The following is a 23637-nucleotide window of genomic DNA, read 5'->3' on the forward strand; positions in this document are numbered from 1 at the left end:
GCCGCCGGAGCCACGTCCGGCGGCGCCCACGCTATATGAACACTTCTCTCTCCCCGTCTTCCGCGCCGGCGAGCGCCGTGCACGCGTTGCATGGGCAGACCATGGGGACGACCTGGTCGGTCCAGTACACGAGCCAGGCGCGCATCGACGCGCATGCGCTGCACGATGCCGTACAGGCGCGCCTGGACCAGGTGGTCGCGCAGATGAGCACGTGGGAAGCGGACGCGGACATCGTGCGTTTCAACCGTTGCCCGCCTGGCTCATGGTTTTCGCTGCAGGACGACTTTCTTAAGGTGTTTGGCGCGGCGCTCGACGTCGCCGCCGCCAGTGGAGGCGCGTTCGATCCCACCGTGTCGCCGCTGGTCGCCGCCTGGGGATTCGGCGCGCACGCCCTGCCTCGTGGGCGGCCTGCCGAGAGGGATCTCGTCGATGCGCGTGCACGCGTGGGCTGGCAACACCTGCGATTCGATCCCGGGCAGCACCGCGTCCTTCAGCCGGGCAATGTGATGCTGGATCTTTCCGCCATCGCCAAGGGGTACGGTGTCGATGTGGTCGCAGATCTGCTGCAGCGTCGTGGCATCGGCGCCGCGCTGATCGAAGTCGGCGGCGAGCTGTACGGCTATGGGCACAAGGCCGATGGCCAGCCATGGTGTGTCCTGGTCGAGTCTTCCCCGGACGAGGAAGCGGACAGCGAAGGCTTGGAACCGCGCGTACTGGCGCTGGACGGCATCGCCGTGGCCACCTCCGGCGATCGCTGGCATGCCTATGCGCAGGACGGCAGGCGTTACTCGCACACCATCGATCCACGCAGCGGCGAGCCGGTGACCGATGCCGCCGCCGCGGTCACCGTGATCGCGCCGGATGCCATGCATGCCGACGCCTGGGCCACAGCACTGACCGTGATGGGGGCCACTGCCGGCCACGCATTCGCGGTAAGTAACGAACTGGCGGCACGTTTCCTGCAACGCACTGCGGACGGCCTGCGGGAAACCATGACCCCTGCGTTCGAGCGACATCTCGCCGCATGAGCACGTCATCCGTCCCACCTCGAAGCGGAATCGCCTCGCTGGCAGGCAACGCCGTCGTGATGGCCTTGCTGGCCGGATGCGCGTGGCTGCTGGCCGGCCTGCACGAGGGCGACTGGTGGCAGGCCACGCCAGCATCGACGCGGGTCTACGCCGCCGTTGCCGCGGCGCTTGCCTATGCAGGACTCATGGCCACCTTCCTTTACCGGGCGCATGCGAGAGACAGGGCGTCGCAACCGAAGGCACTGGCCGCACAAGATGCGGTGTGGGTCGTGCATGCCAGCCAGACCGGTTTCGCGATGGAGCTCGCCGACATGACCGCGACGTCGCTCCGCCATGGCGGCGTAACCGTGCAGCGCGCGGGTTTGGAGCATCTCCGCGCAGCACGGCTACGGAGCATCAAGCGCGCAGTCTTCGTCATCAGCACCACGGGCGAAGGCGACCCGCCCGACCCGGCGCTGGGTTTCGTGCGTCAGGTGATGTCGCAGACACTCGCTCTGGAAACGTTGCAGTACGCCGTGCTGGCGCTCGGCGATCGCGAGTACACGCAGTTCTGCGCCTTCGGTCACCAGCTCGACGAATGGCTGCGGCAACAGGGCGCGAAACCGCTGTTCGATCTAGTCGAAGTCGACAATGCCGACGACAGCGCGCTGCGCCACTGGCAACACCACATCGGCCAGCTTGGCGATGGCGTCGAGGTCCCGGACTGGTCGGCGCCACGCTACGAAACATGGCGGCTGCGCGATCGTGTCGAATTGAATCCGGGCAGCGTGGGAGGAGCTGCATTCCATCTCACGCTGGAGCCGGGCAACGGAGCACTGCCCGCCTGGACGGCCGGCGATATCGCCGAGATCGGGCCGCAGCACGCCGCGGAGGACATCCGGGATTTCCTAGCACGCGTCGGCAGCGCCGGCGATGCGCAGGTCCGCTGGCAGGACAAAGATCAGACGCTCGCGACCGTACTGGCGCGCAGCCATTGGCCCGAGATGGCGTCGGCGATCACTACCGCAGATGCGCAGTCACTGGCGGACGCCTGCACACCGCTCCCGCACCGGGAATACTCCATCGCCTCCGTGCCCGACGACGGCGCACTGCACTTGCTGGTTCGCCTGATGCAGCGCCCGGACGGCTCGCTCGGGCTGGGCAGCGGATGGCTGTGCCGGCACGCGCAACCAGGCGAGTCGATCGCCCTGCGGGTACGGCGCAATCCGAACTTCCACCCGCCTGCCGCCGACATGCCGATGATCCTGATCGGCAACGGCACCGGGCTCGCCGGCTTGCGTGCCCACCTCAAGGCCAGAGCCCAGGCAGGTACCACGCGCAACTGGCTGCTGTTCGGCGAACGCCAGCGCGCGCACGACTTCTTCCATGCCGATGAGTTGCTCGCATGGCAGACGCAGGGACTGCTCGAACACCTCGACCTGGCCTTCTCGCGCGACGGCGGCCAGCACCGCTACGTCCAGCATGCATTGCTGGCACAGGCGGACCGGCTGCGTCAGTGGTTCGATGCGGGCGCCGCCTTGTATGTCTGCGGCAGCCTGGCCGGCATGGCGCCCGAGGTGGATGCCGTGCTGCGTGGCACCCTGGGTGAGGAACAGGTCGAAGCCCTGCGCGTCAGCGGACGCTATCGCCGGGACGTCTACTGACGCGCAACCTTCAGCCGGCTTCCGTTTCGACACGGACGGCCAACAGCTCTCCGCCGCCCTGGATGGCGTAGCGCGTACGCGCTTTCCCAGGCACCAGGACCGCGGTATCGCCACTCCAGAGAGAACCGAGACCACTGGCGGCGTCGAACATCGCCTGTCCGGCGATCAGATGGATGACCCAGTGCACGCCGGGCTCGGTGAAGAACAGCATCGGCCCCACCAGTGGACGGTGCAGCAGCTCCGTGCGGACGCGGCCGCGACGCCACATCAGGTTGAAGTCGTGCGTCGTGCCGTCGATCAGTTCGCCGATCACCGCGTCTTCGCCAGCGAAGCGCAGGCGGTCGTGCGGGGGCATCAAATCAATCGCGCGACCATCATCGAACGTCAGGCGCAACCCGTTTCCGCGCAGCAGCACCAGTTCGCGGTCGATACCAGGGAATGAGGAGAACGCCGCGTCTCGCTCGATCTCCGCAATCGACAAACGCCAGTCCCAAGCCTCGTTGTCCGGCACCCGCAGGATCTCGCGCGTCCATCCAAGACCATTCTTCCAGCGCTCGCGCCGGTATTCGTTCGCAGGGATGATCCGTGATGCTGGGGGCATGGGGTGGACCTGTGAGGACGCCGCGCGATTCTAGCCCGCCCATCCTTCAGCGACCCCAGACGTCGGGCGCAGAAACGACATCGCCCGGCTGCGCATCCTGCGCGTCCGGGCGATGTCCACCTCCGTGTCGGCATCCTGCCAGTATCAGGCTCCTGCCCGTTCCTGACCCTTGCGCATCCTGCGCGGTATGGATACGTCCTTGTCGGCCTCCTGCCTATCTCCCCCTGGCTTCCTGCCCCTGTGCCCGGCGCCCCACCTCCTGTGGAGACGCCCCGCACGGGATTCGATCAGCGTCGCGCCACCGGCTTGGCGGGCGTCGACGCGGTGGCCGCCGGCTTGCTTGCTGGCGTCGTGCCGGCGCGCAGTTCGATGCGGTCACGGTTCTGCTCGATGGTGCTCAGGCCGATGCCCTTCACCATGGCCAGTTCCTCGGCGCTCTTGAACGGTCCATTGGTCTTGCGATATTCGACGATGGCGGCAGCCTTGGCCGGCCCCACGCCGATCAGCACGCGGTCCAGCGCGGCCGCGTCGGCGGTGTTGATGTTGACCTTCTCCGCGGCCATCGCCTGCACGGCGAACAGCAGCGACAGGGCGGTGGCAAACACGATGTGGACGAACGATTTCATGACGACTCTCCTTGTGGCATTGGACTCTCCATGGATGGCGGCTGCATCGCGGCATCCGCCATGTTTCCGCCGCCGGGCCGCTGGCCTGCGACGGTAGGGAGAGTCTCCAGCCCCAACGGGCACCAAGGTATCGCCCGTGCGCGTGGGAATCTGCCCGTAAACACCGCGGCCGGGTGTAGGAAAAGTCCTACCCGTGGCCAGGGCGTAGAATGGCGTCCTGCCTTTCAGTGCCCGGAGTTGCCATGGATACCGCCAAAGTCGACCGCTACCTTGCCGAAAAATGGGATGACGACATCGTCCCGCAGCTGGTCGAGTACATTCGCATCCCCAACAAGTCGCCGATGTTCGACAAGGACTGGGTGGCGAACGGCTACATGGAGCAGGCCGTACAACTGATGGAACGCTGGGCGAAGGCGCAGTCGGTGCCCGGCATGCAGGTCGAGGTCGTACGGCTGGAGGGTCGCACGCCATTGATCCTCATCGAGATTCCCGCCAGCGGCCCGGAGACCGGCGCCGACACCGTCCTGCTGTACGGCCATCTGGACAAGCAGCCGGAGATGACCGGCTGGGACGACGACCTCGGCCCTTGGGTGCCGGTCATCAAGGGCGACAAGCTCTACGGTCGCGGCGGTGCCGACGATGGCTATGCGATCTTCGGCTCGCTGGCCGCCATCCAGGCGTTGCAGCAGCAGGGCCTGCCGCATGCGCGTTGCGTGGTACTGATCGAAGCCTGCGAGGAATCCGGCAGCTACGACCTGCCCGCCTACGTGGACCACCTGGCCGATCGCATCGGCAAGCCGTCATTGGTCGTCTGCCTGGACTCGGGCTGCGGCAACTACGAGCAACTGTGGTGCACCACCTCGCTGCGTGGCTTGGCCGGCGGCAACTTCACCGTCAAGGTGCTGGAGGAAGGCGTGCATTCCGGCGACGCGTCCGGCGTGGTGCCGTCCAGCTTCCGCCTGTTGCGCCAGTTGCTGTCGCGACTCGAAGACGAAAAGAACGGCCGCATCCTGCCGGACGGCCTGCAGGTCGAGATTCCCGCCGCCCGCCTGGCGCAGGCGCAGGAAGCCGCGCGCGTGCTGGATACCGCCGTGTTCGACAAGTTCCCGTTCCTGCCCGGCATGACGCCGATGGCGGAAGACTTGGCCGAGCTGGTGCTCAACCGGACCTGGCGTCCGGCCCTCTCGGTGACCGGCGTGGACGGCATGCCGCCCTTGTCATCGGCGGGCAATGTGTTGCGTCCCTACACCTCGGTGAAGCTCTCGCTGCGTCTGCCGCCCACATTGGAGGGCAAGCAGGCGGGCCAGTTGCTGAAGGACCTGCTGGAGAAGGACCCGCCGAACGGCGCACAGGTCACACTGGAGCTGGAAAAGGCCAGCACCGGCTGGAATGCACCGGCGATGTCGCCGTGGCTGGAGAAGGCCATCGACGCGTCCAGTCGCGAGTTCTTCGGCAAACCCGCGATGTACATGGGCGAAGGCGGCACCATTCCCTTCATGGGCATGCTGGGCGAGAAATTCCCCGGCGCGCAGTTCATGATCACCGGCGTGCTGGGCCCGCACTCCAATGCGCACGGTCCGAACGAGTTCCTGCACATCCCGATGGGCAAGAAGGTCACCGCCTGCGTGGCGCGGGTGATCGCCGAGCACCACGCCGCCAGCGTGCGTGGCGAAACGACGGGCGTCGCCGCCGTGGCCGGTGGCGAGCAGCACGGCGACCACGGCTGCTGCTGATCCGCGCGACAACAGGATCGATACGGAACGCCGGGGAAACCCGGCGTTTTCCTTTCCGTTACCCGGGGATGGCTGGCCGACCCTCCGCCCTGCTAGGCTCGCATCGCCCCACACCTTCCCAACCGGAGCGATTCAATGGAACAGATCTTTGGTGGCGGTATTCTCTGGACCCTGCTGATCGGCTTCCTCGCCGGCCTGCTCGCACGGGCGCTCAAGCCCGGCAACGATAAGCTCGGCTTCTTCATGACCATCGTGCTGGGCATCCTCGGCGCGCTGCTCGCCCGCTTCATCGGTGGCGCGCTGGGCTGGTATGCGCCAGGCGAACCGGCCGGTTTCATCGCCTCCGTGGTCGGCGCCATCGTGCTGCTGGTCATCTATGCGATGGTGAAGAAGAAGCGCTGAAGATCGTGCCATGCGTTCGGATGCCCCCTTGCGGGGCATTCTTTTTTGTTCCCTCGCTCCACAGGTAGTCCGATGCGCACGATGACGCCGATCCCGTTCCGCCTGCTCATGGCGATGTCCTGCGTGTTCGCCGGCCCCGTGCTGGCCGCCTCATCCCTCGACGGGGCCTGGCGCCTGGAGTCTGGCAGCTACGTCGATGCCGAAGGCCGGGAGAAGGACTACGGCAGCCTGAAACTGCAGGGCACCAAGCTGCTGGTGGATGGCCATTTTTCCTTCAGCACCGCGCAGGACGGCCGCTTCTGGGCGGGCGGCTCAGGCGCGTTCACCGCCGATGCCGAGACTTATGTGGAGACGCCGCGGACGGCGTCGTACCCGGTGGTCGACGGCGGAAGCTACCGGTTCCGCTATACGCTCGAAGGCGACATGTGGACGCTGGAACGGTACGAGGGCGGCAAGCGCGTCGAACGCGAAGTCTGGCGACGCATCACGTCCACGCCCTGACCGCCGCCGATTACGGGCTTCGGCCGTAGACGTCCTCGAACCGCACGATGTCGTCTTCGCCCAGGTAGCTGCCCGACTGCACTTCGATCAGCTCCAGCGGCACCTTGCCCGGGTTCTCCAGGCGATGCTTCACGCCCAGCGGGATGTAGGTGCTCTCGTTCTCGGACAGCAGCAGCGTTTCGTCGCCGCGCGTCACCTTGGCGGTGCCACTGACCACGATCCAGTGTTCGGCGCGGTGATGATGCATCTGCAGGCTGAGTGACGCGCCCGGCTTGACCTTGATGCGCTTCACCTGGTGGCGGCCACCGTTGTCGACGGAGTCGTAGCTGCCCCAGGGGCGGTGCACTTCGCGGTGCAGGACGGCCTGGCTGCGCTGCTCCTTCTTCAGTTGTGCGACGACCTGCTTGACGTCCTGCACGCGGTCCTTGCGCGCGACCAGCACGGCGTCGTCGGTTTCGACCACCACGATGTCGTCGACGCCGACCAGTGCGACCAGCCGTTGCGCATAGGCATAGCTGTTGCGACTGTCGACGGCGATCACGTCGCCGTGGTGCGCATTGCCGTCGGCGTCACGCTCGGCGACGTCCCACAGCGCGGACCAGCTGCCGACGTCGTTCCAGCCGATGTCGACCGGCAGCACCATCGCGTGATCCGTCTTCTCGAAGACAGCGTAGTCGATCGAGTCCGACGGGCAGGCAGCGAAGGCATCCTTGTCGAGCCGCACGAAATCGCCGTCGTGCCGCGCAGCCGCATGCGATGCGCGCGTGGCGTCGACGATGTCGGGGCGGAAGCGCGCGAGTTCTTCCAGATAACGGCTGGCGCGGAACAGGAACATGCCGCTGTTCCAGTAGTACCCGCCGGCATCCAGGTATGCCTGGGCGGTGGCCGCATCGGGCTTCTCGACGAAGCGCGAGACCTTGCGCAGGCCGTCGCCGGCTTCGGCCTGGATGTAGCCGAATCCCGTTTCCGGCGCATCCGGAACGATACCGAACGTCACCAACGCGCCCGCCTCGGCCGCTGCGGAAGCATCGCGCACTGCGCGCTGGAAGCCGGCGACATCGCGGACCACGTGGTCCGACGGCAGCACCAGCAACAGCGGATCCGCACCGTCCGCCATCGCCTGCAGCGCGGCGGCGGCGATGGCCGGTGCGGTGTTGCGGCCGACGGGCTCCAGCAGGATGGCCGGGACCGGCGCACCGACTTGCCGCAGCTGTTCGGCCACCAGGAAGCGGTGTTCTTCGTTCGCAACCACGATGGGGGCGAGCTCGGCGATCGCGTCCACGCGACGCCACGTCGCCTGCACCATCGTGTCGTCACCGGCCAGCGGCAGGAACTGCTTGGGGTAGGCCTCGCGCGACAGCGGCCACAGCCGCGTGCCGGAGCCGCCAGACAGCAACACAGGTTGGAGTTTGGCCATGCAAGCCTCGCAAGTCGGTCAGGCGCCAGTTTACCCTGTAGGCCTTTATTGCCTGTGTGTGGTCGCCATTTCATGAACCCTACGATTCAGGACCCCTCGGGGCGGGGAGCCCAGCGGCTGGAGTGGGCGCGTGGTGCGCTCGGCGACCCGTACGCGCAGCTCGAACGCGCTTCGATGGACGCCGGCTACCGCAGTTACTGGCGCAGCCTGGGCGACGGGCCAGGACGGATCGTGATGGACTCCCCGCCCGGGCTCGAGGACGTGCGCCCATGGCTGGCGATGCGCGACCTGCTGGTGAGCGGCGATGTGCGCGTGCCGGACGTGCTGGCCATCGACACCGACCTCGGCTTCCTGCTGCTCGAGGACCTCGGCGGCCCGACACTGGCGCACGTGATCAGCGAGGACAACGCCGACACTTGGTTCGATGCCGCCATCGAACAGTTGCTGCGCCTGCAGGCCATCACACCGCCCGAGGGTATGGGCGAGTTCGGCGAGGCGCTGTTGCAGCGCGATGCCGGGTTGTTCGACGAGTGGTTCCTGCGCCGTCATCTGGGACTGACGCTGGATTGCGGCGAAGCCGACGGCCTGGAACTGGCGCAGCGGCGCCTGATGGACAACGCGTTGACGCAGGCGCGCGTGCTGACTCACCGCGACTTCATGCCGCGCAACCTGATGCCGATCACGCCCGGCCCCGCGGTGCTCGACTTCCAGGATTGCGTGCGCGGACCGGTGGCCTACGATGCGATGAGCCTGTTCAAGGACGCGTTCCTGAGCTGGCCGATCGAACGCGTCGATGGCTGGCTGGCGCGCTACCACGCCCGCGCGACACGCGCCGGCGTGCCGGTGCCCGAGCTGAAGGTGTTCCTGCGCGATGCGGACTGGATGGGCATCCAGCGGCACCTGAAGATCCTCGGCATCTTCTCGCGCCTGCACTATCGCGACGGCAAGACCCGCTACCTGCCGGACGTGCCGCGCTTCATCCGCTATCTCGACGAAGTGCTGCCGCGTTACCCGGAACTGGCCGGCCTGCGCACGCTGCTCGATGCCCGCATCAAGCCCGTGCTGCACGCCCGCGGGGAAATCGCATGAAGGCGCTGGTCTTCGCGGCCGGTCTCGGCGAGCGCATGCGGCCGCTGACCGACCACACGCCCAAGCCGCTGATCGAGGCCGGCGGCAAACCGTTGATCGTCTGGCACCTGGAAAAGCTGGCGGCGATGGGCGTGCAGGAGGTCGTGATCAACACCAGTTGGCTGGCCGACCGTTTTCCTGCCGTGCTGGGCGACGGTGCGCAGTGGGGGCTGCGGCTGCACTACCTCCACGAAGGCGACACGCCGCTGGAAACCGGGGGCGGCATGCTCAACGCGTGCCCGGTCCTCGGCGAGGCACCGTTCCTGCTGGTGAACGGCGACATCTGGACCGACTTCGATTTCGCCCGCCTGCCGCGTGAGCCGGACGGGCTGGCGCACCTCGTGATGATAGATCCACCCGGCTACGCCACCCATGGCGACTTTGCACTGGATGAAGCAGGTTACGTCCGTCGAGACGGAGAAAGCCGCTTGACCTACGCGGGCATCGGCATCTATCGGGGTGCCCTGCTCGAGGATTGGCAGCGCCATGTCGACGAGCATGCCAGCACCACCGCCAACGGCAAGCCGCGCTTCCGCTTGGCCCCGATCCTGCGTGCACACATGGACAGGGACAGCATCCGCGGCGAACGCCATGCGGGCCGATGGACCGATGTGGGCACTCCCGACCGCCTTGCGGAACTAGAACGCGCGCTCGCCGCGGGCTGAACGCTCAGAGCACCTGCCGCAGGAAGGGCACGGTGATGCGGCGCTGCGCCGCGAGCGATGCGCGGTCCAGCCGATCCAGCAGCACGATCAGCGCGCCGAGGTCACGGTCGGTGCGCGTGAGCAGCCAGTCCAGCGCCGCATCCTCCAGCACCAGGCCGCGACGCTGCGCACGATCGCGCAGCACATCGCGACGGCCGTCGTCGTCGAGCGGATCCAGCACGAGGCGCAGACACTGCTGCAGCCGCGAACGAAGGTCCGGCAACACCAGGCCGATGTCATCGGGGATACTGCGCGCCGTGTAGAGCACGTTCAAACCAGAAGAGCGCGCGCGATTGTGGAAGTCGAACAACGCGACTTCATCCTCGCGGCCGCCCGCGATCGCATCCAGTCCGTCCAGGGCCACGACGTCGTGGCCCTCCAGCGCATCGAGCGCGTCGCGCAGGCGTCCCGCCGCCGCCGCCAGCGGCAGGTAGGCAGCGCGGCGCCCCTGCTGCTCGGCTGCCGCACAGACCGCCAACGCTAAGTGAGTCTTGCCGGTCCGCGACGCACCAGACAGGTACACCCAGTCCGCACCTGCCTTGGCCGCCAGCGCCGACAGGGCCGGCAATGCCCCCGCGGGAGGCGCGATGAAACTCTCGAAGCGCTGGTCCGGCGGATAGCGCAGCGCCAGCGGCAACTGTGGCCCCAGCGGGGTGTCCGGCAACTCGCGGCTCACGGCGTATCGGAATCGGCGCGAGGCGCGGCCTGCTCGAGGCTGCCCTTGTCGATGTAGGAATCCAGCACGATCGACGGCCGGTCACCGGCATACAGGCGGCTCTGCGTGTAGCGCTCGTGCGCGAAGCGCAGCAGCACGTTGGCGATCGCCGCGATCGGCAAGGCCAGCAGCATGCCGAGGAAACCGAACAACTGCCCGCCCGCCATGATGGCGAAGATCACTGCCACCGGATGCAGGCCGATGCGGTCGCCGACGATGCGCGGCGTCAGCACATAGCCTTCCAGCATCTGCCCGACCACGAACACGCCCATCACCATCGCCACCAGCGACCAGTCCCCGCCCGACTGCACCAGCGCTGCGATCACACCCAGCACGATGCCGGTGGCCGTACCCAGGTACGGCACGAAGCTGATCAGGCCGGCGATGATGCCGACCAGCAGGCCGACCTTCAGGCCGACGACCGACAGGCCCAGGGCGTAGATCGCGCCCAGCGCCAGCATCACCAGGAATTGCCCGCGCAGGAAGGCGCCCAGCACCTCGTTGGACTCCAGCGCCAGCCGCGTCACGGTCGCGATGTGGTCGCGCGGCACCAGCGCCGCGATGCGCTCGACCAGGACGTCCCAATCGCGCAGGAAGTAGAACGTCAGGATCGGCAGCAGCACCAAGTTGGCGACCCACGCCATCACCGCGAAGCCGGAGCGCGAGAAATAGCCGAACAGCGTGGCGGCGACACCGCCCGCCTGCTGCCAGTGGCTGCGCACCCACTCCGTCAGCCGGTCGGGATCGAGCCAGGCCACCAGTTCCAGTCCCGTACGACGCTCGACCCACGGCAACGCCGTCTGCACGAACCAGTCGCGGTACGCCGGCAGCGATTCGATCACCGTCACCACCTGGCGCTCGATCATCGGCACCAGGATCACCAGCGCGAGCACCAGCAGCAGCACCATCAGGGTGAAGACCAGCACCACGGCGGTCGTGCGCGACCGGCCGCTGCGTTCCAGCCGGTCGACCCAGGGATCGCCCAGCCAGCCCAGCAATGCGGCGCACACGAACGGCGTCAGCACTGGCGCCAGCAGCCAGATCAGCCAACCGACGATCAGCGCGATGAGCAGCCATTGCCAGCGGCGGGCCAGCGTGCCTGCCGGCGTGGTGGAGATATCCATGCAGCGTCCTTGTGTCAGCGCATCTGGTAGGCCGGCGGCTCGCCTTCGCCACCGGTGAAGGGAGCCTCGTCGCCCATGGTGCGGCGGAAGCCGGCCAGGCCCGAGACCAGTTCCAGGTCGAGCTCCAGCACATCGCCGCTGGCGCGCACCGGCGTGATGCGACGGACCACGGCCATCTTCTGCAGGTGCCCGGTCAGGCGCAGGTAGTCGTCGGTGTTGCGGATACCGGTGAACAGCACGCGGTAGGTGCCGGCCGGACCGGCGCTGCCGCGCTTGCCGTAACGCTTCACCAGCGCATCGGCGGTGCCATCGGCGCCCGAGGCCATCGCGCGGCGCGCATCGGCGTCGGTCACCGCCCACGTTGCGAGCACCTTGCCGGCGTCGACGAAGACCCAGTCCGCCGTCCAGCCACCCTTGGCATTGCGGTACAGCTTGCCGATCAGCTGCATCGGCGGGCTGTAGCGTGCCGACGCGCGGGCGACGGCGGCGGTGTCCTGGCGCCAGATCGCGCCGACCAGCGCCTGTTCCGCGGCGCCGCCGGCCGGCAGGCCGAGGCCGTAGCCGCGCTCGATGGCGCGATTGAGCAGCGGGCGCGCGGCATTGGATTGCGGCAATCCCACCAGGCGCGGGCCGCTGCCGTCATTGATCGCCAGCCATACCACCGGCTTGGGACGCGGCTGCGGCCAGACCGGCAGGCCGAGCGCACCGGCCAGCCCGTTGACCTGGTCTTCGTCGAAGCGCACCACCAGCGTGGTGCGGAAGGTCGGCGCACCGGTGGCCGACGTCCCCTGATCCTGGCGGTAGTCGTAGCCATCCACATAGTCCTTGGCGTTGCGCAGCTCGGCGCCTACGCCGGGACGCGACATTGCGCCGCGGTCGCCCGACAGCTTGGCCAGCACGCTGCCCAGCGCGCGCGCAAAACCGCCCTGGCGCTCTGCCTCGCCCTGCCCGCTGACCGGCACTTCCGCTTGGTACAGCCCGCGTGCGGACACCGCATCGCCTTCCGTGCGCAAGCCGGACTGCGCCTGCACCGTGGGCGTCATGGTCAGTGCCGCCACCAGCAATGCCGTGGCGAGTGCGATACCTGGGATCCGGCGCATCGAGCGTCCTTGAGCTCTACAGACCTGGCGAATTGTTGCCCGAATGGACCGATACCGCCAACGCCACCCGTTCAGGACGCACCGATTCCTTTAAAATCACGCCTCTTGCCCCACCGACGACCGCCCGTGACCCAGCCGACGCCTTCCGCCCCCACCCCGATGACCTATCGCGACGCGGGTGTCGACATCGACGCCGGCAACGAACTGGTCGAACGCATCAAGCCGCTGGTGAAGCGGAGCTTCCGCCCGGAAGTGATGGGCGGACTGGGCGGGTTCGGTGCGTTGTTCGACCTGTCCGGCAAGTACCGCGAGCCGGTGCTGGTCTCCGGCACCGACGGCGTCGGCACCAAGCTGAAGCTGGCCCAGCTACTGGGCCGCCACGACACCATCGGCATCGACCTGGTCGCCATGTGCGTCAACGATGTGCTGGTACAGGGCGCCGAGCCGCTGTTCTTCCTCGATTATTTCGCCACCGGCAAGCTCGATGTCGACACCACCGTCGCCGTCGTCGGCGGCATCGCCCGCGGCTGCGAACTGTCCGGTTGCGCGCTGATCGGTGGCGAGACCGCCGAGATGCCCGACATGTACGGTCCGGGCGAATACGACCTGGCCGGCTTCTGCGTAGCGGCGGTGGAGAAGTCGCGCCTGCTGGACGGCAACAAGGTCCGCGCCGGCGACGTGCTCATCGGCATCGCATCCAGTGGCCCGCACTCCAATGGCTACTCCCTGGTCCGCCGCATCTACGACCGCGCCGGCCGTCCGGCCGACCTGGACGTCGGCGGCGTGAAGCTGGCCGACGCGCTGATGGCACCGACCACGCTGTACGTCAAGCCGATCCTGGAACTGCTGCAGGCGCACGACCTGCACGGCATGGCCCACATCACCGGTGGCGGCCTGACCGAAAACATCATCCGCGTGATCCCGGACGGCCTGGGCCTGCAGATCGACGCCAGTGCGTGGACGCTGCCGCCGGTGTTCGACTGGCTGCAGCGCGAAGGTGCGGTCGAAAACGCCGAGATGTGGCGCACCTTCAACTGCGGCATCGGCTTCGTGCTGGTGGTCGCGCCGGACCAGGTCGCCGCCGTGCAGGCGGACCTGGCCCGCCTGCACCTGACCCACTGGCAGATCGGCGACGTCGTCACCGCCAGCGGCGGCGAACGCGTCCGCATCGGCTGAGCGCGGCATGCCGCGCAGCAAGGCGATCGCCTTCGGGCTGACGCTGGCGGTCTTCGGCGCCAGCTGGATCGCGCCCCGCTGGCCGGTCGAACAGGCCCTGCACAGCAGCCTGACCGTGATCGGGCTGGCATGGCTGTGGTGGCACGACCGGCGCTGGCCGCTGCGGCCGGCGCACTTCGCACTGATCTGCGCCTTCATCGTCGCGCATTGCATCGGCGCGCGCTGGCTGTACTCCTATGTGCCGTACGACGCGTGGCTGCAGGCGGCGGTCGGCTGGTCGCCGGCGGAGGCATTCGGCTGGCAGCGCAACCACTTCGACCGTTTCATCCACCTGATGTACGGCGTCTGCTTCGCCCCGGCGGTCTGGCACTGGCTGCGCCAGCGCTGGCGGCGGCTGTCCATCGGGCAAGCCTTCATCCTCGCGGTGATGCTGATCATGTGCACGAGCCTGGTGTACGAGTGGCTGGAATGGGGCATCGCGCTGACGATGTCGCCGGAGGCCGCCGAGTCCTACAACGGTCAGCAGGGCGATGTGTGGGATGCCCACGCGGACATGCTGCTGGCGACGTTGGGCGCCCTGCTCGTCTGGCCACTGGCTCGCGCCGAGCGCAAGAGAGCCATGGCATGACGGCCCGCGTCGCCGTGCTCGCCTCCGGTCGCGGCAGCAATCTGCAGGCCATCCTGCAGGCCATCGCCGGTCGCACGCTGGATGCCGAGGTGGTGGGCGTGTTCTCCGACAAGCCGAACGCGCCCGCCCTGCGGCAGGTATCACGCGATCGCCGCTGGAGCGCGCGTCCCGCTTCCTTCCCGGATCGTGCCGTCTACGAGACCGCCCTGTCCGACGCCGTCGCGGCCGCCCACCCCGACTGGGTGGTCTGCGCCGGCTACATGCGCATCCTGGGCGATGCGTTCATCGCCCGCTTCCGTGGGCGCCTGCTGAACATCCATCCGTCGCTGCTGCCGAAGTACCGCGGCCTGCACACCCATGCCCGCGCAATCGAGGCAGGGGATTCCGAACATGGCGCCAGTGTCCATTTCGTCATTCCTGAACTGGATGCCGGCGCCGTCATTGCCCAGGTCAGGGTGCCGGTCCTGCCAGGCGATACGCCGGAAGCACTGGCCGAACGGCTGCTCCCGCGCGAGCACGCCCTGCTGCTGGCGGTGCTGCGGATGGCCAGCGCGGGCCGGCTAGCTGAACAGGGCGACGTCACGCTCTGTCACGGTCAGCCGTTATTAAATCCCCTGTCCCTAGATTCAGCCGACCGTTTGGTTTCCTGACCCCGCTCTGCCTCAATGACTGCCCTGTTCCGCTCCCTGCTGCTTGGGCTGGCCTTGGCCGGATCCACCGCGCCCGCCCGGGCGCTGGAGCCGTTCGTCGCCAGCTACCAGGCCTACAACGAGGGCAAGCTGGCCGGCAGCGCCAGCATGAAGGTCGCCCCCAAGGCCGGCAGCCAATGGCAGATCGACCTGAGCGTCAAGGGCACGCGCGGGTTCGCTCGGCTGGCGGGACTGAACATCGAGCAGAGCACGGTCTTCGACAACATCGACGGGCAGTTCCGCCCGCTCAGCCAGGCCACCGTCCGCCGGGCGGTGTTCATGGGCAAGCGGATGGTCGGCACCTACGACTGGAATGCCGGTACGGCGCAGTGGCAGGGCGACATCAAGAAGGACCGCCGCGCTCCCCTGCCCCTCCAGCCCGGCGACGTGAGCGCGCTGCTGATGAACCTGGCGGTGATCCGTGATGCCGCGCCGGGCAAACAGCTCGACTACCGTGTGGTGGACAACGGGCGCATCCGCGAGTACCAGTACCAAGTGTCGCCCGAGCCCGAAACCGTGACCGTCGAAGACCTGAGCTACAGCGCGTTGCGCGTCAGCAGGGCCAACGGCGGCAACGACGAAACCATCTTCTGGGTCGCCGACGGCGTGCCCACCCCCGTACGCATCCTGCAGCGGGAAGACGGCCAGGATGGCGTAGACCTCCGCCTGGTCGAATACCAAGGAGCACCATGAACATCATGAAGACCCCCGTTTCCTTTCCCCGCCTGCTGCTGGCTGGCGCGCTCCTTGCCGCTGCCAGTACGCCGGTCCTCGCGGTTGAAGCCTTTACCGCGCAGTACAGCGCCAGCGCGCTGGGCATGGTCGGCGAAGGCCAGATGTCGGTCGCCGCGCAGCCCGGCAACCGCTGGCAGTACTCGTTGACCGTACGCAACCAGGCCGTCGACCTGAGCCAGAAGACCGTGTTCGACGTACAGGATGGCCGCATGCGACCGCTGAGCAGCAGCGACAGCTCGCGCCTGCTGATCAAGAAGAAGAACGTCAACACCGTCTACGACTGGGGCAAGGCGCAGGCCACCTGGAACGGCGACGTGAAGCCCGACCGCGCCGGCCCCGTGAAGCTCGCGGCGGGCGACATGGATGCACTGCTGGTCAACCTGGCGATCGTCCGCGACGTGGCGGCCGGCAAGCCGCTGACCTACCGCATGGTGGAGAACGGCCGCGCCAAGGCGATGACCTACCAGGTCGCCGGCAAGGAGCGCATCACCGTGGCAGGCAAGCCGCAGGACGCCACCAGGGTCGTGCGCACCGATGGCGACAAGCAGACCATCGTCTGGGTGATCGCCGATGCCCCGGTGCCGGCGCGCATCCTGCAGCGCGAAAAGGGACAGGACACCATTGACCTGACGCTCAAGTCCTGGCGCTGAGTCATCAAGAGAAAAGCCCGGCGTCGGCCGGGCTTTTATCATTCTGCGTCGGGCTGGAACACCGTCTTGCAGTCCATCCGGATGGTACCGCCGCCATCGCGCCATGCGAACGCGTTGCACTGCCGATTGCCGTCCTGCTTCTGCTCGACCACCACGGTGAAGACGGCTTGCGCGATCTCGCCCTGCGTCACCGTGCCGTCGCCGTTCCAGTCCATGTCGCGGGTGGTGATGCCGTGCGTGGCGGCCGAGCCCGTGTGGTGCAGCCAGGCCACCAGCGCGAGCAGTCCCACGACGATGCCCAGCAGGATCTTGCGGCGCAGCGGGAAGCGCGGACGGATCCCGGAGAGCTTGGGATCGTGCCTGCTCACGACACGCGCCTGATCTTGGCGCCCAGGCCGCCCAGCTTCTCCTCGATGTTCTCGTAGCCGCGGTCGAGGTGGTAGATGCGGTCGATGGTGGTGTCCTCGTTGGCCACCAGACCGGCCAGGATCAGCGAGGCCGACGCGCGCAGGTCGGTCGCCATCACCGGCGCGCCGCCCAGTCGTTCCACGCCGCGCACGATGGCGGTGTGGCCTTCCACGCGGATGTCGGCGCCCAGGCGCAGCAGTTCGTTGACGTGCATGAAGCGGTTTTCGAAGATCGTTTCGTTGATCACGCCCACGCCGTCGGCCACGCAGTTCAACGCCATGAACTGCGCCTGCATGTCGGTGGGGAACGCCGGGTACGGCGCCGTGGTCAGGCTGACCGCCTTCGGGCGCTTGCCCTGCATGTCCAGGGTGATGCTGTCGGCGGTGATCTCGATCTTCGCGCCGGCCTCGGTCAGCTTGTCGAGTACCGCTTCCAGCGTGTCGGGGCGCGCATTGCGCGCGGTCACCCTGCCGCCGGTCATCGCCGCCGCGACCAGGAAGGTGCCTGTCTCGATGCGGTCCGGCACCACCGAATGGCGGCCGCCACCCAAGCGCTCGACGCCATGGATGACGATGCGCGAGGTGCCGGCGCCTTCGATCTTCGCGCCCAGCGCATTGAGGCATTCGGCCAGGTCGGTGACTTCCGGTTCCATCGCCGCATTCTCCAGCACCGTGGTGCCTTCTGCGAGCGTGGCGGCCGCCATGACGTTCTCGGTGCCGGTGACGGTGACCATGTCGAACACGAAGCGCGCACCCTTCAGGCGTGCCGCGCGCGCCTTGATGTAGCCGTTCTCGACGGTGATCTCGGCCCCCAGCGCCTGCAGGCCCTTGATGTGCTGGTCGACCGGACGCGAACCGATCGCGCAACCGCCCGGCAGCGACACCACGGCGGCGCCATGGCGGGCGACCAGCGGGCCGAGCACGAGGATCGACGCACGCATGGTCTTCACCAGCTCGTAGGGCGCGACGAAGCGGCTGACAGTGGTGGGGTCGACGGTGATGCCACGCCCTTTCGCCAAGGTGCCTTCGTCGATGGTGATGCCGGCGCCGAGTTCGCCCAGCAGCTTCACCGTGGTCACCACGTCGTGCAGGTGCGGCACGTTGGTGATTTCCACCGGCGCATCCGCCAGCAGCGTCGCGCACAGGATGGGAAGGACGGCGTTCTTGGCGCCCGAGATGGTGACTTCGCCGTTGAGCGTGTTGCCACCGGTGACGATGATCTTCTGCATGGAATTCCGGAGTGGAAGGTGCGGAGGGAAGGCGATGCGGGGTCCCGCGACGGCGGCCGGCTCAGCGCGCGGCGCCGGCCTCGTCGGGCGTGATGGTCTTCAGCTGCAGGGCATGGATCGCGCCGCCCATCAGGTCGCCCAGCGTGGCGTAGACCATGCGGTGGCGGGCCAGCGGCAGCTTGCCGCGGAACGCCTCGGACACGACGGTTGCCTCGAAATGGACGCCATCGTCGCCGAGCACGTCGGCGCGGGCGCCCGGCAGGCCGGATTCGATCAGTTTACGGATGGTTTCGGCGTCCAACGGGCTTTCCTAATAAAATACCCGGCCATTCTACCCGCCGGCGCCCCGTCCGCATGTCCCAGCCGCAGCCCCAGACCCCGTCCGTCTCGCCCGCCAGCCTGGCCGCCAGCGGCCGTCGGGTCGTCGAGATCGAGGCGCGGGCGCTGGATGCTCTGGCCGCCCGCATCGACGGCACCTTCGCTGCCGCCTGCCAGGTCATGCTGGCCGGCAAGGGCCGCGTGGTCTGCACCGGCATGGGCAAGTCGGGGCACGTCGCCCGCAAGATCGCCGCGACGCTGGCCTCGACCGGCACGCCCGCGTTCTACGTGCACCCGGGCGAAGCCGGGCACGGCGACCTGGGCATGATCACCGACGCCGACGTGGTGCTCGCGCTGTCGTATTCGGGCGAGTCGGACGAAGTGCTGATGCTGCTGCCGGTACTCAAGCGTCAAGGCAATACGGTCATCGGCATGACCGGCCGACCGCAGTCCACGCTGGCGCGCGAGAGCGACATCCACCTCGACGTCAGCGTGCCGGCCGAGGCCTGTCCGCTGGACCTGGCGCCGACCAGCAGCACCACCGCCTCGCTGGCGATGGGCGACGCGCTGGCCGTGGCGCTGCTGGACGCGCGCGGTTTCACCGCCGACGACTTCGCCCGATCCCATCCTGCCGGCAGCCTCGGCCGTCGCCTGCTGCTGCACATCACCGACGTGATGCATGCGGGCGACGACGTGCCGCGCGTGGATGTCGCCGCCACGCTGAGCGAAGCGCTGGTGGAGATGAGCCGCAAGCGCCTGGGGATGACGGCCGTGGTCGATACCGATGGCCGCCTGGCCGGACTGTTCACCGACGGCGACCTGCGCCGCACGCTCGACAACCCTGCACTGGACGTGCGCACCGCGCGCATCGCCGAGGTGATGACGCGCGCGCCCAAGACCATCGGCGCGGACCAGCTGGCGGTGGAAGCGGCGCGATTGATGGAAACCCACAAGATCAGCGGCCTGATCGTGGTGGACGGCGAGCATCGCCCCGTCGGCGCGCTCAACATTCACGACCTGTTGCGTGCCCGCGTGGTGTAACCCGTAGCACCGCTGCCCCACTCCCCTTCCTGCCACTGCCTCCTGCCCATGCCGCTGCGCCATCTCCATGACCTGACCGAAGACGTGCTGGCCCGCGCCGCGCGCATCCGTCTGGCGTGCTTCGATGTGGACGGTACGCTGACCGACGGCCGCCTGTTCCTGGACGACGAAGGTCGCGAGCAGAAGGCGTTCCACGTGCAGGATGGTCAAGGCCTGGTACTGCTGAAGCGCGCCGGCATCGAGGTGGCCTTCATCACGGCGCGCGGTGGCACCGTCGCCGTGGCGCGCGGTCGCGAGCTGGGTGTACAGGTCTTCACCGGGGTCAAGGACAAGCTGGCCACCGTGCGCGATCTCGGCGCCGGGCTGGGCATCGGGTTGGATGAGGTCGCTTTCATGGGCGACGACCTGCCGGACGTCCCACCGTTCCGTGCCGTGGGACTGGCGATCGCGCCGGCCGACGCACACCCGTGGACCGCGCAGCACGCGCACTGGCGGACGCGCCGATCGGGCGGCCAGGGTGCCGCGCGCGAGGCCTGCGACCTGCTGCTGGGGACGCAGGGCCACGCGCCCACCTTCGAAGGGGGCATGGCATGAGCTGGCGCACCACGCTCGGGCTGATCCTGCTGCTGGCCGCCATCGTCAGCGGCTGGTCGGCCTGGAAGAACCGCGACGTTCCCCCGCCCAACCGCATCGTCGCGGACCGCTCGGACTACGTGATGCGCGACTTCGAGATGATCGCCCTCAATGGGGAAGGCACCGAGGCCGTGGCGGTCCGGGCGCCCGAGATGGCGCGCAACCCGCAGGACGAGACATACACCATCACTACGCCGCTGTTCCTGCTGCCGGAAGAACAGGGCCGTTCGTGGGAGCTGCGCTCGAAGACCGGCTGGCTCAGCGCGAAGGGCGAGGAATTGCGCCTGAAGGGCGACGTGCACGGCGTGTCGCCCGAAGGCAGCGCGCGCAAGGCGGAGTTCCGTACGGAGACACTGAATGTGTTCCCGGATCGCGACCTCGCCCAGACCGACGACGTGGTGACGGTGACGCAGCCCGGCTCTAGACTGAGCGGGCGGGGTTTTGAGACCAACCTCAAGACCAAGGAATACACATTCAAATCCCAGGTGAGATCCATCTATGAACCGCGTTCTGCTCGCTAGCGCCGCGCTGCTGCTCCTGCTGCCCGCCGCAGGTGCCATCGCGAAGTCCACCGACCGCAACCAGGCCATGACCATCGATTCCGGCAGCCAGAACGGCAACATGGAAGGCAATGGCAAGACCGTGCTGGGCGGCGGCGTGGTGGTCTCCCAGGGCACGCTGGAGATCAGGTCCGCCGGTGCCGAGATCTACATGGCCGACGGCGAGATCTCGCGCTCGATCTTCACCGGCAAGCAGGTGAAGATGAAGCAGCAGATGGACGACGGCAGCTGGATGGACGCGCAGGCCGACCGTGTCGAATACGACATGAAGACCGAGACCATCACTTTCATCGGCAACTACACGGTGAAGTCCGACCGCGGCTCCAACAGCGGCCAGCGCATGGTCTACAACACCAAGAGCGGCAACATGCAGAGCGGCGGCGACGGTACCCGCGTGCGTACGGTGATCCAGCCCAAGTCCGCCGCGCCGGCACAGGGCAAGAACTGATGCTGACCGCGAAGGGACTGCGCAAGCGCTACAAGCAGCGCGAAGTCGTCGCCGACTTCGGCCTGACCCTGCAGCCGGGCGAAGTCGTCGGCCTGCTGGGCCCGAACGGTGCCGGCAAGACCACCTGTTTCTACATGATCGTCGGCCTGGTAGCCGCCGATGCCGGCAGCATCGAACTGGACGGCCAGGACATCACCGCCCAGCCGATGTTCCAGCGCGCGAAGCTCGGCGTGGGCTACCTGCCGCAGGAACCCTCGGTGTTCCGCAAGCTCAGCGTCGCCGACAACATCCGCCTGGTGCTGGAGCTGCGCGACGACCTGGACAGCGCCGGCATCGAGCGCGAACTGGCTTCGCTGCTGGACGAACTGCAGGTCACCCACGTGGCCGACCAGCTCGGCGCCAGCCTGTCCGGCGGAGAGCGCCGGCGCGTGGAGATCGCCCGCGCCCTCGCCGCCCGTCCGCGCCTGATGCTGCTGGACGAACCCTTCGCCGGCGTCGATCCGATCTCGGTCGGCGAGATCCAGCGGATCGTGAAGCACCTCAAGGATCGCGGCATCGGCGTGCTGATCACCGATCACAACGTGCGCGAAACCTTGGGAATCTGCGACCGGGCGTATATCCTCAACGCCGGTAGCGTTCTGGCGCAGGGGGCCCCGGACGCATTGCTGGCCAATCCGGACGTACGCCGGGTCTATCTGGGCGAAACCTTCCGCCTGTGATCCCCGTCGGCGGCCACCGGCCGCCTCACGGGTTTCCAAGGTCGGGAATGAAGCCACGCCTGCAGACATCGCTGGGACAACAACTGGTCATGACGCCGCAGCTGCGTCAGGCCATCCGGCTGCTGCAGATGTCCACCGCCGAGCTCGAGATCGAACTGACCGAGGCGGTCGAGACCAATCCCCTGCTCGACTGGAGCGAGCCCGAGGAAGAACCGGCGCAGGTCCGCGGTAACGACGACGACCAGCCGCCCGCCGAACCGGTGCAGCAGGTCGAGCACGACGCCGCCGACGACCGCGACGACTGGTCGCTCGACGAAGGCCCCTGGACGACGTCCGGCAGCGGCGGTTCCTTCGACGATGACGACGGCGGCAGTCCCGCCGAGCGCGTGGCGGAAGCCGACACGCTGCACGGCCATCTGTTGTGGCAACTGCATCTCTCCCATCTCTCCGTGCGCGACCGCCGCATCGGCGCGACCCTCATCGATGCGCTGGAAGACGACGGCTATCTGCGCGAACCGCTGTCCGCCATCGTGCAGGCGCTACGGCCGGATGTCGAAGCGCGCGAGGAGGAAGTGCTGGTCGTGCTGCGCCAGGTCCAGCGCTTCGACCCGGTCGGCGTCGCCGCGCGCACGCTCGGCGAATGCCTGCACCTGCAACTGGCGGTGCTGAGCGAGGACACGCCCGGCAAGGCGCTGGCGCTGCAGATCGCCGATACCGCACTCGAACGCCTGCCGCGCAGTGGCGTGACCGGCATTGCCCACGAGATGAAACGCCCCGTCGCCGAGGTCGAGGAGGCCGTGCAGTTGCTGCGCACGCTGGATCCCAAGCCAGGCGCGCAGGTCGGCGACCTCTCGCACGACACCTACGTGGTGCCCGACTGCGTCGTCTGGCGCCAGCGCGGTGTCTGGCGCGCGGCGCTGGCCGGCAATACCTTGCCGCGCATCTCGATCCATCGCGGCTACGAGCAGATGATCCGGCAGTGCGGCGACAGCGATGCCGGTTACCTCAAGGCGCAACTGCAGGAAGCCCGCTGGCTGCTCAAGAGCGTCGAGGCCCGCGGCGACACGTTGCTGAAAGTGATGCGCTGCCTGTTGCACCAGCAGGCGGGCTTCCTGGAGTTCGGCGAACAGGCGCTGCGCCCGCTGACGCTGCGCGACGTCGCCGAGGAGGTCGGCCTTCACGAATCCACCGTGTCGCGCGCGATCGCCCGCAAGTACGTGCGCACCCCGCGCGGCACGCTGCCGATGCGATCCTTCTTCGCCTCCGGCATCGATACCGAAGGCGGCGGCGAAGCGTCCAGCACGGCGATCCAGGCGATGATCCGCCGGCTGGTCGATGGCGAGAATCCGCGCAAGCCGCTGTCCGATGCCAAGCTGGCCGATCTGCTCAAGGCGTCGGGCATCCCGGTGGCGCGCCGCACCGTCGCGAAGTACCGCGAGGCGCTCAATATCCTGTCGTCCCACGAGCGCGTGCGTATCGGCTGAACGCCCTCTGCGTCGCACCGGTTCCGTGACTCCGTTCCGCGCCCGCGAAACGCTTTTCTAACACCGCTCGCCTTCCTGCAGGAAAGTGCGCCGGAACGGTTGATAGTTGTCGCGGACGGGTCCATCTTGTCCTCGAAGGCATCGCCTTCCCCCGTCACCGCCACAGGAGAATCGCCGGAACCCAGACCCCTGCCGCGT

The 23637-nt window shown here is 68.0% G+C and carries 27 protein-coding genes; 18 read left to right on the forward strand and 9 right to left on the reverse strand.

The features are described from left to right. Positions 1–101 precede the first annotated feature (101 nt). On the forward strand, positions 102–1028 hold the full coding sequence (locus AC04MD_RS10065) for an FAD:protein FMN transferase (protein ID WP_475497148.1): 927 nt from the start codon (positions 102–104) through the stop codon (positions 1026–1028). Next, complete coding sequence (locus AC04MD_RS10070) at positions 1025–2671, forward strand: sulfite reductase subunit alpha (protein WP_475497149.1); 1647 nt, start codon at positions 1025–1027, stop codon at positions 2669–2671. Before AC04MD_RS10065 ends, AC04MD_RS10070 begins: the two co-directional genes overlap by 4 nt. Positions 2672–2681: 10 nt before the next feature. Here the strand turns inward: AC04MD_RS10070 and AC04MD_RS10075 are convergent, their stop codons facing one another. Further along, positions 2682–3272 (reverse strand): HutD/Ves family protein, encoded by a 591-nt coding sequence (locus tag AC04MD_RS10075; protein ID WP_475497150.1) that lies wholly within the window; start codon positions 3270–3272, stop codon positions 2682–2684. Between the two features lie 287 nt (positions 3273–3559). Continuing rightward, a complete protein-coding gene (locus AC04MD_RS10080) occupies positions 3560–3898 on the reverse strand; it encodes a ComEA family DNA-binding protein (RefSeq protein ID WP_475497151.1) in 339 nt (112 codons plus the stop codon). 242 nt (positions 3899–4140) lie between these two features. On the opposite strand from AC04MD_RS10080, the gene AC04MD_RS10085 reads away from it, so the two are divergent. The 3 genes from AC04MD_RS10085 to AC04MD_RS10095 all read left to right on the forward strand — a co-directional run bounded on the left by AC04MD_RS10085 (position 4141) and on the right by AC04MD_RS10095 (position 6534). Continuing rightward, positions 4141–5631, forward strand: a complete 1491-nt coding sequence (locus tag AC04MD_RS10085) for a M20 family metallopeptidase (protein WP_475497152.1) — start codon at positions 4141–4143, stop codon at positions 5629–5631. 135 nt (positions 5632–5766) lie between these two features. Next, complete coding sequence (locus tag AC04MD_RS10090) at positions 5767–6033, forward strand: GlsB/YeaQ/YmgE family stress response membrane protein (protein ID WP_475497153.1); 267 nt, start codon at positions 5767–5769, stop codon at positions 6031–6033. A gap of 81 nt (positions 6034–6114) precedes the next feature. Further along, entirely contained in the window at positions 6115–6534 is a 420-nt protein-coding gene (locus tag AC04MD_RS10095) for a hypothetical protein (protein WP_475497154.1), read from the forward strand. Between the two features lie 10 nt (positions 6535–6544). Here AC04MD_RS10095 and AC04MD_RS10100 read toward each other — a convergent pair whose 3' ends face one another. Continuing rightward, complete coding sequence (locus AC04MD_RS10100) at positions 6545–7951, reverse strand: mannose-1-phosphate guanylyltransferase/mannose-6-phosphate isomerase (protein WP_475497155.1); 1407 nt, start codon at positions 7949–7951, stop codon at positions 6545–6547. A 72-nt stretch (positions 7952–8023) separates the two neighbouring features. Here AC04MD_RS10100 and AC04MD_RS10105 point away from each other — a divergent pair, with 72 nt between their 5' ends. Together AC04MD_RS10105 and murU are read left to right on the forward strand one after the other, a co-directional pair. After that, entirely contained in the window at positions 8024–9040 is a 1017-nt protein-coding gene (locus tag AC04MD_RS10105) for an aminoglycoside phosphotransferase family protein (protein ID WP_475497156.1), read from the forward strand. Continuing rightward, positions 9037–9744 carry an N-acetylmuramate alpha-1-phosphate uridylyltransferase MurU gene (gene murU, locus AC04MD_RS10110; protein WP_475497157.1) on the forward strand — a complete coding sequence of 236 codons (708 nt, stop codon included), beginning with the start codon at positions 9037–9039 and terminating at the stop codon, positions 9742–9744. The genes AC04MD_RS10105 and murU overlap by 4 nt, the downstream gene beginning before the upstream one ends. 4 nt (positions 9745–9748) lie before the next feature. Here murU and hda read toward each other — a convergent pair whose 3' ends face one another. From hda to AC04MD_RS10125, 3 genes are read right to left on the reverse strand one after another with little or no spacing between them, the layout of a single operon-like run. Then, positions 9749–10432, reverse strand: coding sequence for a DnaA regulatory inactivator Hda (gene hda, locus AC04MD_RS10115; protein ID WP_475497677.1), 684 nt, complete (start codon positions 10430–10432; stop codon positions 9749–9751). 23 nt (positions 10433–10455) lie between these two features. Further along, positions 10456–11616, reverse strand: a complete 1161-nt coding sequence (locus AC04MD_RS10120) for an AI-2E family transporter (protein WP_475497678.1) — start codon at positions 11614–11616, stop codon at positions 10456–10458. Between the two features lie 20 nt (positions 11617–11636). Then, complete coding sequence (locus AC04MD_RS10125; RefSeq protein WP_475497158.1) at positions 11637–12722, reverse strand: DUF2066 domain-containing protein; 1086 nt, start codon at positions 12720–12722, stop codon at positions 11637–11639. A gap of 126 nt (positions 12723–12848) precedes the next feature. Here AC04MD_RS10125 and purM point away from each other — a divergent pair, with 126 nt between their 5' ends. From purM to AC04MD_RS10150, 5 genes are read left to right on the forward strand one after another with little or no spacing between them, the layout of a single operon-like run. Next, positions 12849–13898: a phosphoribosylformylglycinamidine cyclo-ligase gene (gene purM, locus AC04MD_RS10130; protein ID WP_475497159.1), complete on the forward strand. Its 1050-nt coding sequence runs from the start codon at positions 12849–12851 to the stop codon at positions 13896–13898. Between the two features lie 7 nt (positions 13899–13905). Then, positions 13906–14526: a DUF2238 domain-containing protein gene (locus tag AC04MD_RS10135; protein WP_475497160.1), complete on the forward strand. Its 621-nt coding sequence runs from the start codon at positions 13906–13908 to the stop codon at positions 14524–14526. Next, positions 14523–15176, forward strand: a complete 654-nt coding sequence (gene purN / locus AC04MD_RS10140) for a phosphoribosylglycinamide formyltransferase (protein WP_475497161.1) — start codon at positions 14523–14525, stop codon at positions 15174–15176. Before AC04MD_RS10135 ends, purN begins: the two co-directional genes overlap by 4 nt. Positions 15177–15191: 15 nt before the next feature. After that, positions 15192–15908, forward strand: coding sequence for a DUF3108 domain-containing protein (locus AC04MD_RS10145; RefSeq protein WP_475497162.1), 717 nt, complete (start codon positions 15192–15194; stop codon positions 15906–15908). A gap of 5 nt (positions 15909–15913) precedes the next feature. Further along, positions 15914–16600: a DUF3108 domain-containing protein gene (locus AC04MD_RS10150; protein ID WP_475497163.1), complete on the forward strand. Its 687-nt coding sequence runs from the start codon at positions 15914–15916 to the stop codon at positions 16598–16600. 38 nt (positions 16601–16638) lie between these two features. On the opposite strand, the gene AC04MD_RS10155 is transcribed toward AC04MD_RS10150, so the two are convergent. The 3 genes from AC04MD_RS10155 to AC04MD_RS10165 all read right to left on the reverse strand — a co-directional run bounded on the left by AC04MD_RS10155 (position 16639) and on the right by AC04MD_RS10165 (position 18537). Beyond that, positions 16639–16968 carry an EF-hand domain-containing protein gene (locus AC04MD_RS10155; protein WP_475497164.1) on the reverse strand — a complete coding sequence of 110 codons (330 nt, stop codon included), beginning with the start codon at positions 16966–16968 and terminating at the stop codon, positions 16639–16641. Further along, positions 16965–18236 (reverse strand): UDP-N-acetylglucosamine 1-carboxyvinyltransferase, encoded by a 1272-nt coding sequence (murA, locus tag AC04MD_RS10160; protein ID WP_475497165.1) that lies wholly within the window; start codon positions 18234–18236, stop codon positions 16965–16967. The genes AC04MD_RS10155 and murA overlap by 4 nt, the downstream gene beginning before the upstream one ends. A 61-nt stretch (positions 18237–18297) precedes the next feature. Next, a complete protein-coding gene (locus tag AC04MD_RS10165) occupies positions 18298–18537 on the reverse strand; it encodes a BolA family protein (protein ID WP_475497166.1) in 240 nt (79 codons plus the stop codon). 53 nt (positions 18538–18590) lie between these two features. Here AC04MD_RS10165 and AC04MD_RS10170 point away from each other — a divergent pair, with 53 nt between their 5' ends. The 6 genes from AC04MD_RS10170 to AC04MD_RS10195 all read left to right on the forward strand — a co-directional run bounded on the left by AC04MD_RS10170 (position 18591) and on the right by AC04MD_RS10195 (position 23439). Beyond that, positions 18591–19595 (forward strand): KpsF/GutQ family sugar-phosphate isomerase, encoded by a 1005-nt coding sequence (locus AC04MD_RS10170; protein ID WP_475497167.1) that lies wholly within the window; start codon positions 18591–18593, stop codon positions 19593–19595. 48 nt (positions 19596–19643) lie between these two features. Continuing rightward, the gene (locus tag AC04MD_RS10175) at positions 19644–20189 is read left to right on the forward strand and encodes a KdsC family phosphatase (protein WP_475497168.1); all 546 of its coding nucleotides are present in this window, start codon (positions 19644–19646) and stop codon (positions 20187–20189) included. Further along, the gene (lptC, locus tag AC04MD_RS10180; protein ID WP_475497169.1) at positions 20186–20749 is read left to right on the forward strand and encodes an LPS export ABC transporter periplasmic protein LptC; all 564 of its coding nucleotides are present in this window, start codon (positions 20186–20188) and stop codon (positions 20747–20749) included. Before AC04MD_RS10175 ends, lptC begins: the two co-directional genes overlap by 4 nt. Beyond that, the gene (gene lptA / locus AC04MD_RS10185; protein WP_475497170.1) at positions 20727–21236 is read left to right on the forward strand and encodes a lipopolysaccharide transport periplasmic protein LptA; all 510 of its coding nucleotides are present in this window, start codon (positions 20727–20729) and stop codon (positions 21234–21236) included. Before lptC ends, lptA begins: the two co-directional genes overlap by 23 nt. Beyond that, entirely contained in the window at positions 21236–21955 is a 720-nt protein-coding gene (gene lptB, locus AC04MD_RS10190) for an LPS export ABC transporter ATP-binding protein (RefSeq protein WP_475497171.1), read from the forward strand. Before lptA ends, lptB begins: the two co-directional genes overlap by 1 nt. 89 nt (positions 21956–22044) lie before the next feature. After that, a complete protein-coding gene (locus tag AC04MD_RS10195) occupies positions 22045–23439 on the forward strand; it encodes an RNA polymerase factor sigma-54 (RefSeq protein WP_475497679.1) in 1395 nt (464 codons plus the stop codon). Positions 23440–23637: the final 198 nt, after the last annotated feature.

The sequence above is a fragment of the Pseudoxanthomonas sp. LjRoot206 genome (assembly GCF_056175725.1).

Excerpts from the sequence above, each read along its gene's own strand:
- AC04MD_RS10065 (WP_475497148.1), top strand. The coding sequence starts at position 102 with ATGGGGACGACCTGGTCGGTCCAGTACACGAGCCAGGCGCGCATCGAC.
- AC04MD_RS10070 (WP_475497149.1), top strand. The coding sequence starts at position 1,025 with ATGAGCACGTCATCCGTCCCACCTCGAAGCGGAATCGCCTCGCTGGCA.
- AC04MD_RS10075 (WP_475497150.1), bottom strand. The coding sequence starts at position 3,272 with ATGCCCCCAGCATCACGGATCATCCCTGCGAACGAATACCGGCGCGAG.
- AC04MD_RS10080 (WP_475497151.1), bottom strand. The coding sequence starts at position 3,898 with ATGAAATCGTTCGTCCACATCGTGTTTGCCACCGCCCTGTCGCTGCTG.
- AC04MD_RS10085 (WP_475497152.1), top strand. The coding sequence starts at position 4,141 with ATGGATACCGCCAAAGTCGACCGCTACCTTGCCGAAAAATGGGATGAC.
- AC04MD_RS10090 (WP_475497153.1), top strand. The coding sequence starts at position 5,767 with ATGGAACAGATCTTTGGTGGCGGTATTCTCTGGACCCTGCTGATCGGC.
- AC04MD_RS10095 (WP_475497154.1), top strand. The coding sequence starts at position 6,115 with ATGACGCCGATCCCGTTCCGCCTGCTCATGGCGATGTCCTGCGTGTTC.
- AC04MD_RS10100 (WP_475497155.1), bottom strand. The coding sequence starts at position 7,951 with ATGGCCAAACTCCAACCTGTGTTGCTGTCTGGCGGCTCCGGCACGCGG.
- AC04MD_RS10105 (WP_475497156.1), top strand. The coding sequence starts at position 8,024 with ATGAACCCTACGATTCAGGACCCCTCGGGGCGGGGAGCCCAGCGGCTG.
- murU (WP_475497157.1), top strand. The coding sequence starts at position 9,037 with ATGAAGGCGCTGGTCTTCGCGGCCGGTCTCGGCGAGCGCATGCGGCCG.
- AC04MD_RS10125 (WP_475497158.1), bottom strand. The coding sequence starts at position 12,722 with ATGCGCCGGATCCCAGGTATCGCACTCGCCACGGCATTGCTGGTGGCG.
- AC04MD_RS10135 (WP_475497160.1), top strand. The coding sequence starts at position 13,906 with ATGCCGCGCAGCAAGGCGATCGCCTTCGGGCTGACGCTGGCGGTCTTC.
- purN (WP_475497161.1), top strand. The coding sequence starts at position 14,523 with ATGACGGCCCGCGTCGCCGTGCTCGCCTCCGGTCGCGGCAGCAATCTG.
- AC04MD_RS10145 (WP_475497162.1), top strand. The coding sequence starts at position 15,192 with ATGACTGCCCTGTTCCGCTCCCTGCTGCTTGGGCTGGCCTTGGCCGGA.
- AC04MD_RS10150 (WP_475497163.1), top strand. The coding sequence starts at position 15,914 with ATGAAGACCCCCGTTTCCTTTCCCCGCCTGCTGCTGGCTGGCGCGCTC.
- murA (WP_475497165.1), bottom strand. The coding sequence starts at position 18,236 with ATGCAGAAGATCATCGTCACCGGTGGCAACACGCTCAACGGCGAAGTC.
- AC04MD_RS10170 (WP_475497167.1), top strand. The coding sequence starts at position 18,591 with ATGTCCCAGCCGCAGCCCCAGACCCCGTCCGTCTCGCCCGCCAGCCTG.
- AC04MD_RS10175 (WP_475497168.1), top strand. The coding sequence starts at position 19,644 with ATGCCGCTGCGCCATCTCCATGACCTGACCGAAGACGTGCTGGCCCGC.
- lptC (WP_475497169.1), top strand. The coding sequence starts at position 20,186 with ATGAGCTGGCGCACCACGCTCGGGCTGATCCTGCTGCTGGCCGCCATC.
- lptA (WP_475497170.1), top strand. The coding sequence starts at position 20,727 with ATGAACCGCGTTCTGCTCGCTAGCGCCGCGCTGCTGCTCCTGCTGCCC.
- lptB (WP_475497171.1), top strand. The coding sequence starts at position 21,236 with ATGCTGACCGCGAAGGGACTGCGCAAGCGCTACAAGCAGCGCGAAGTC.
- AC04MD_RS10195 (WP_475497679.1), top strand. The coding sequence starts at position 22,045 with ATGACGCCGCAGCTGCGTCAGGCCATCCGGCTGCTGCAGATGTCCACC.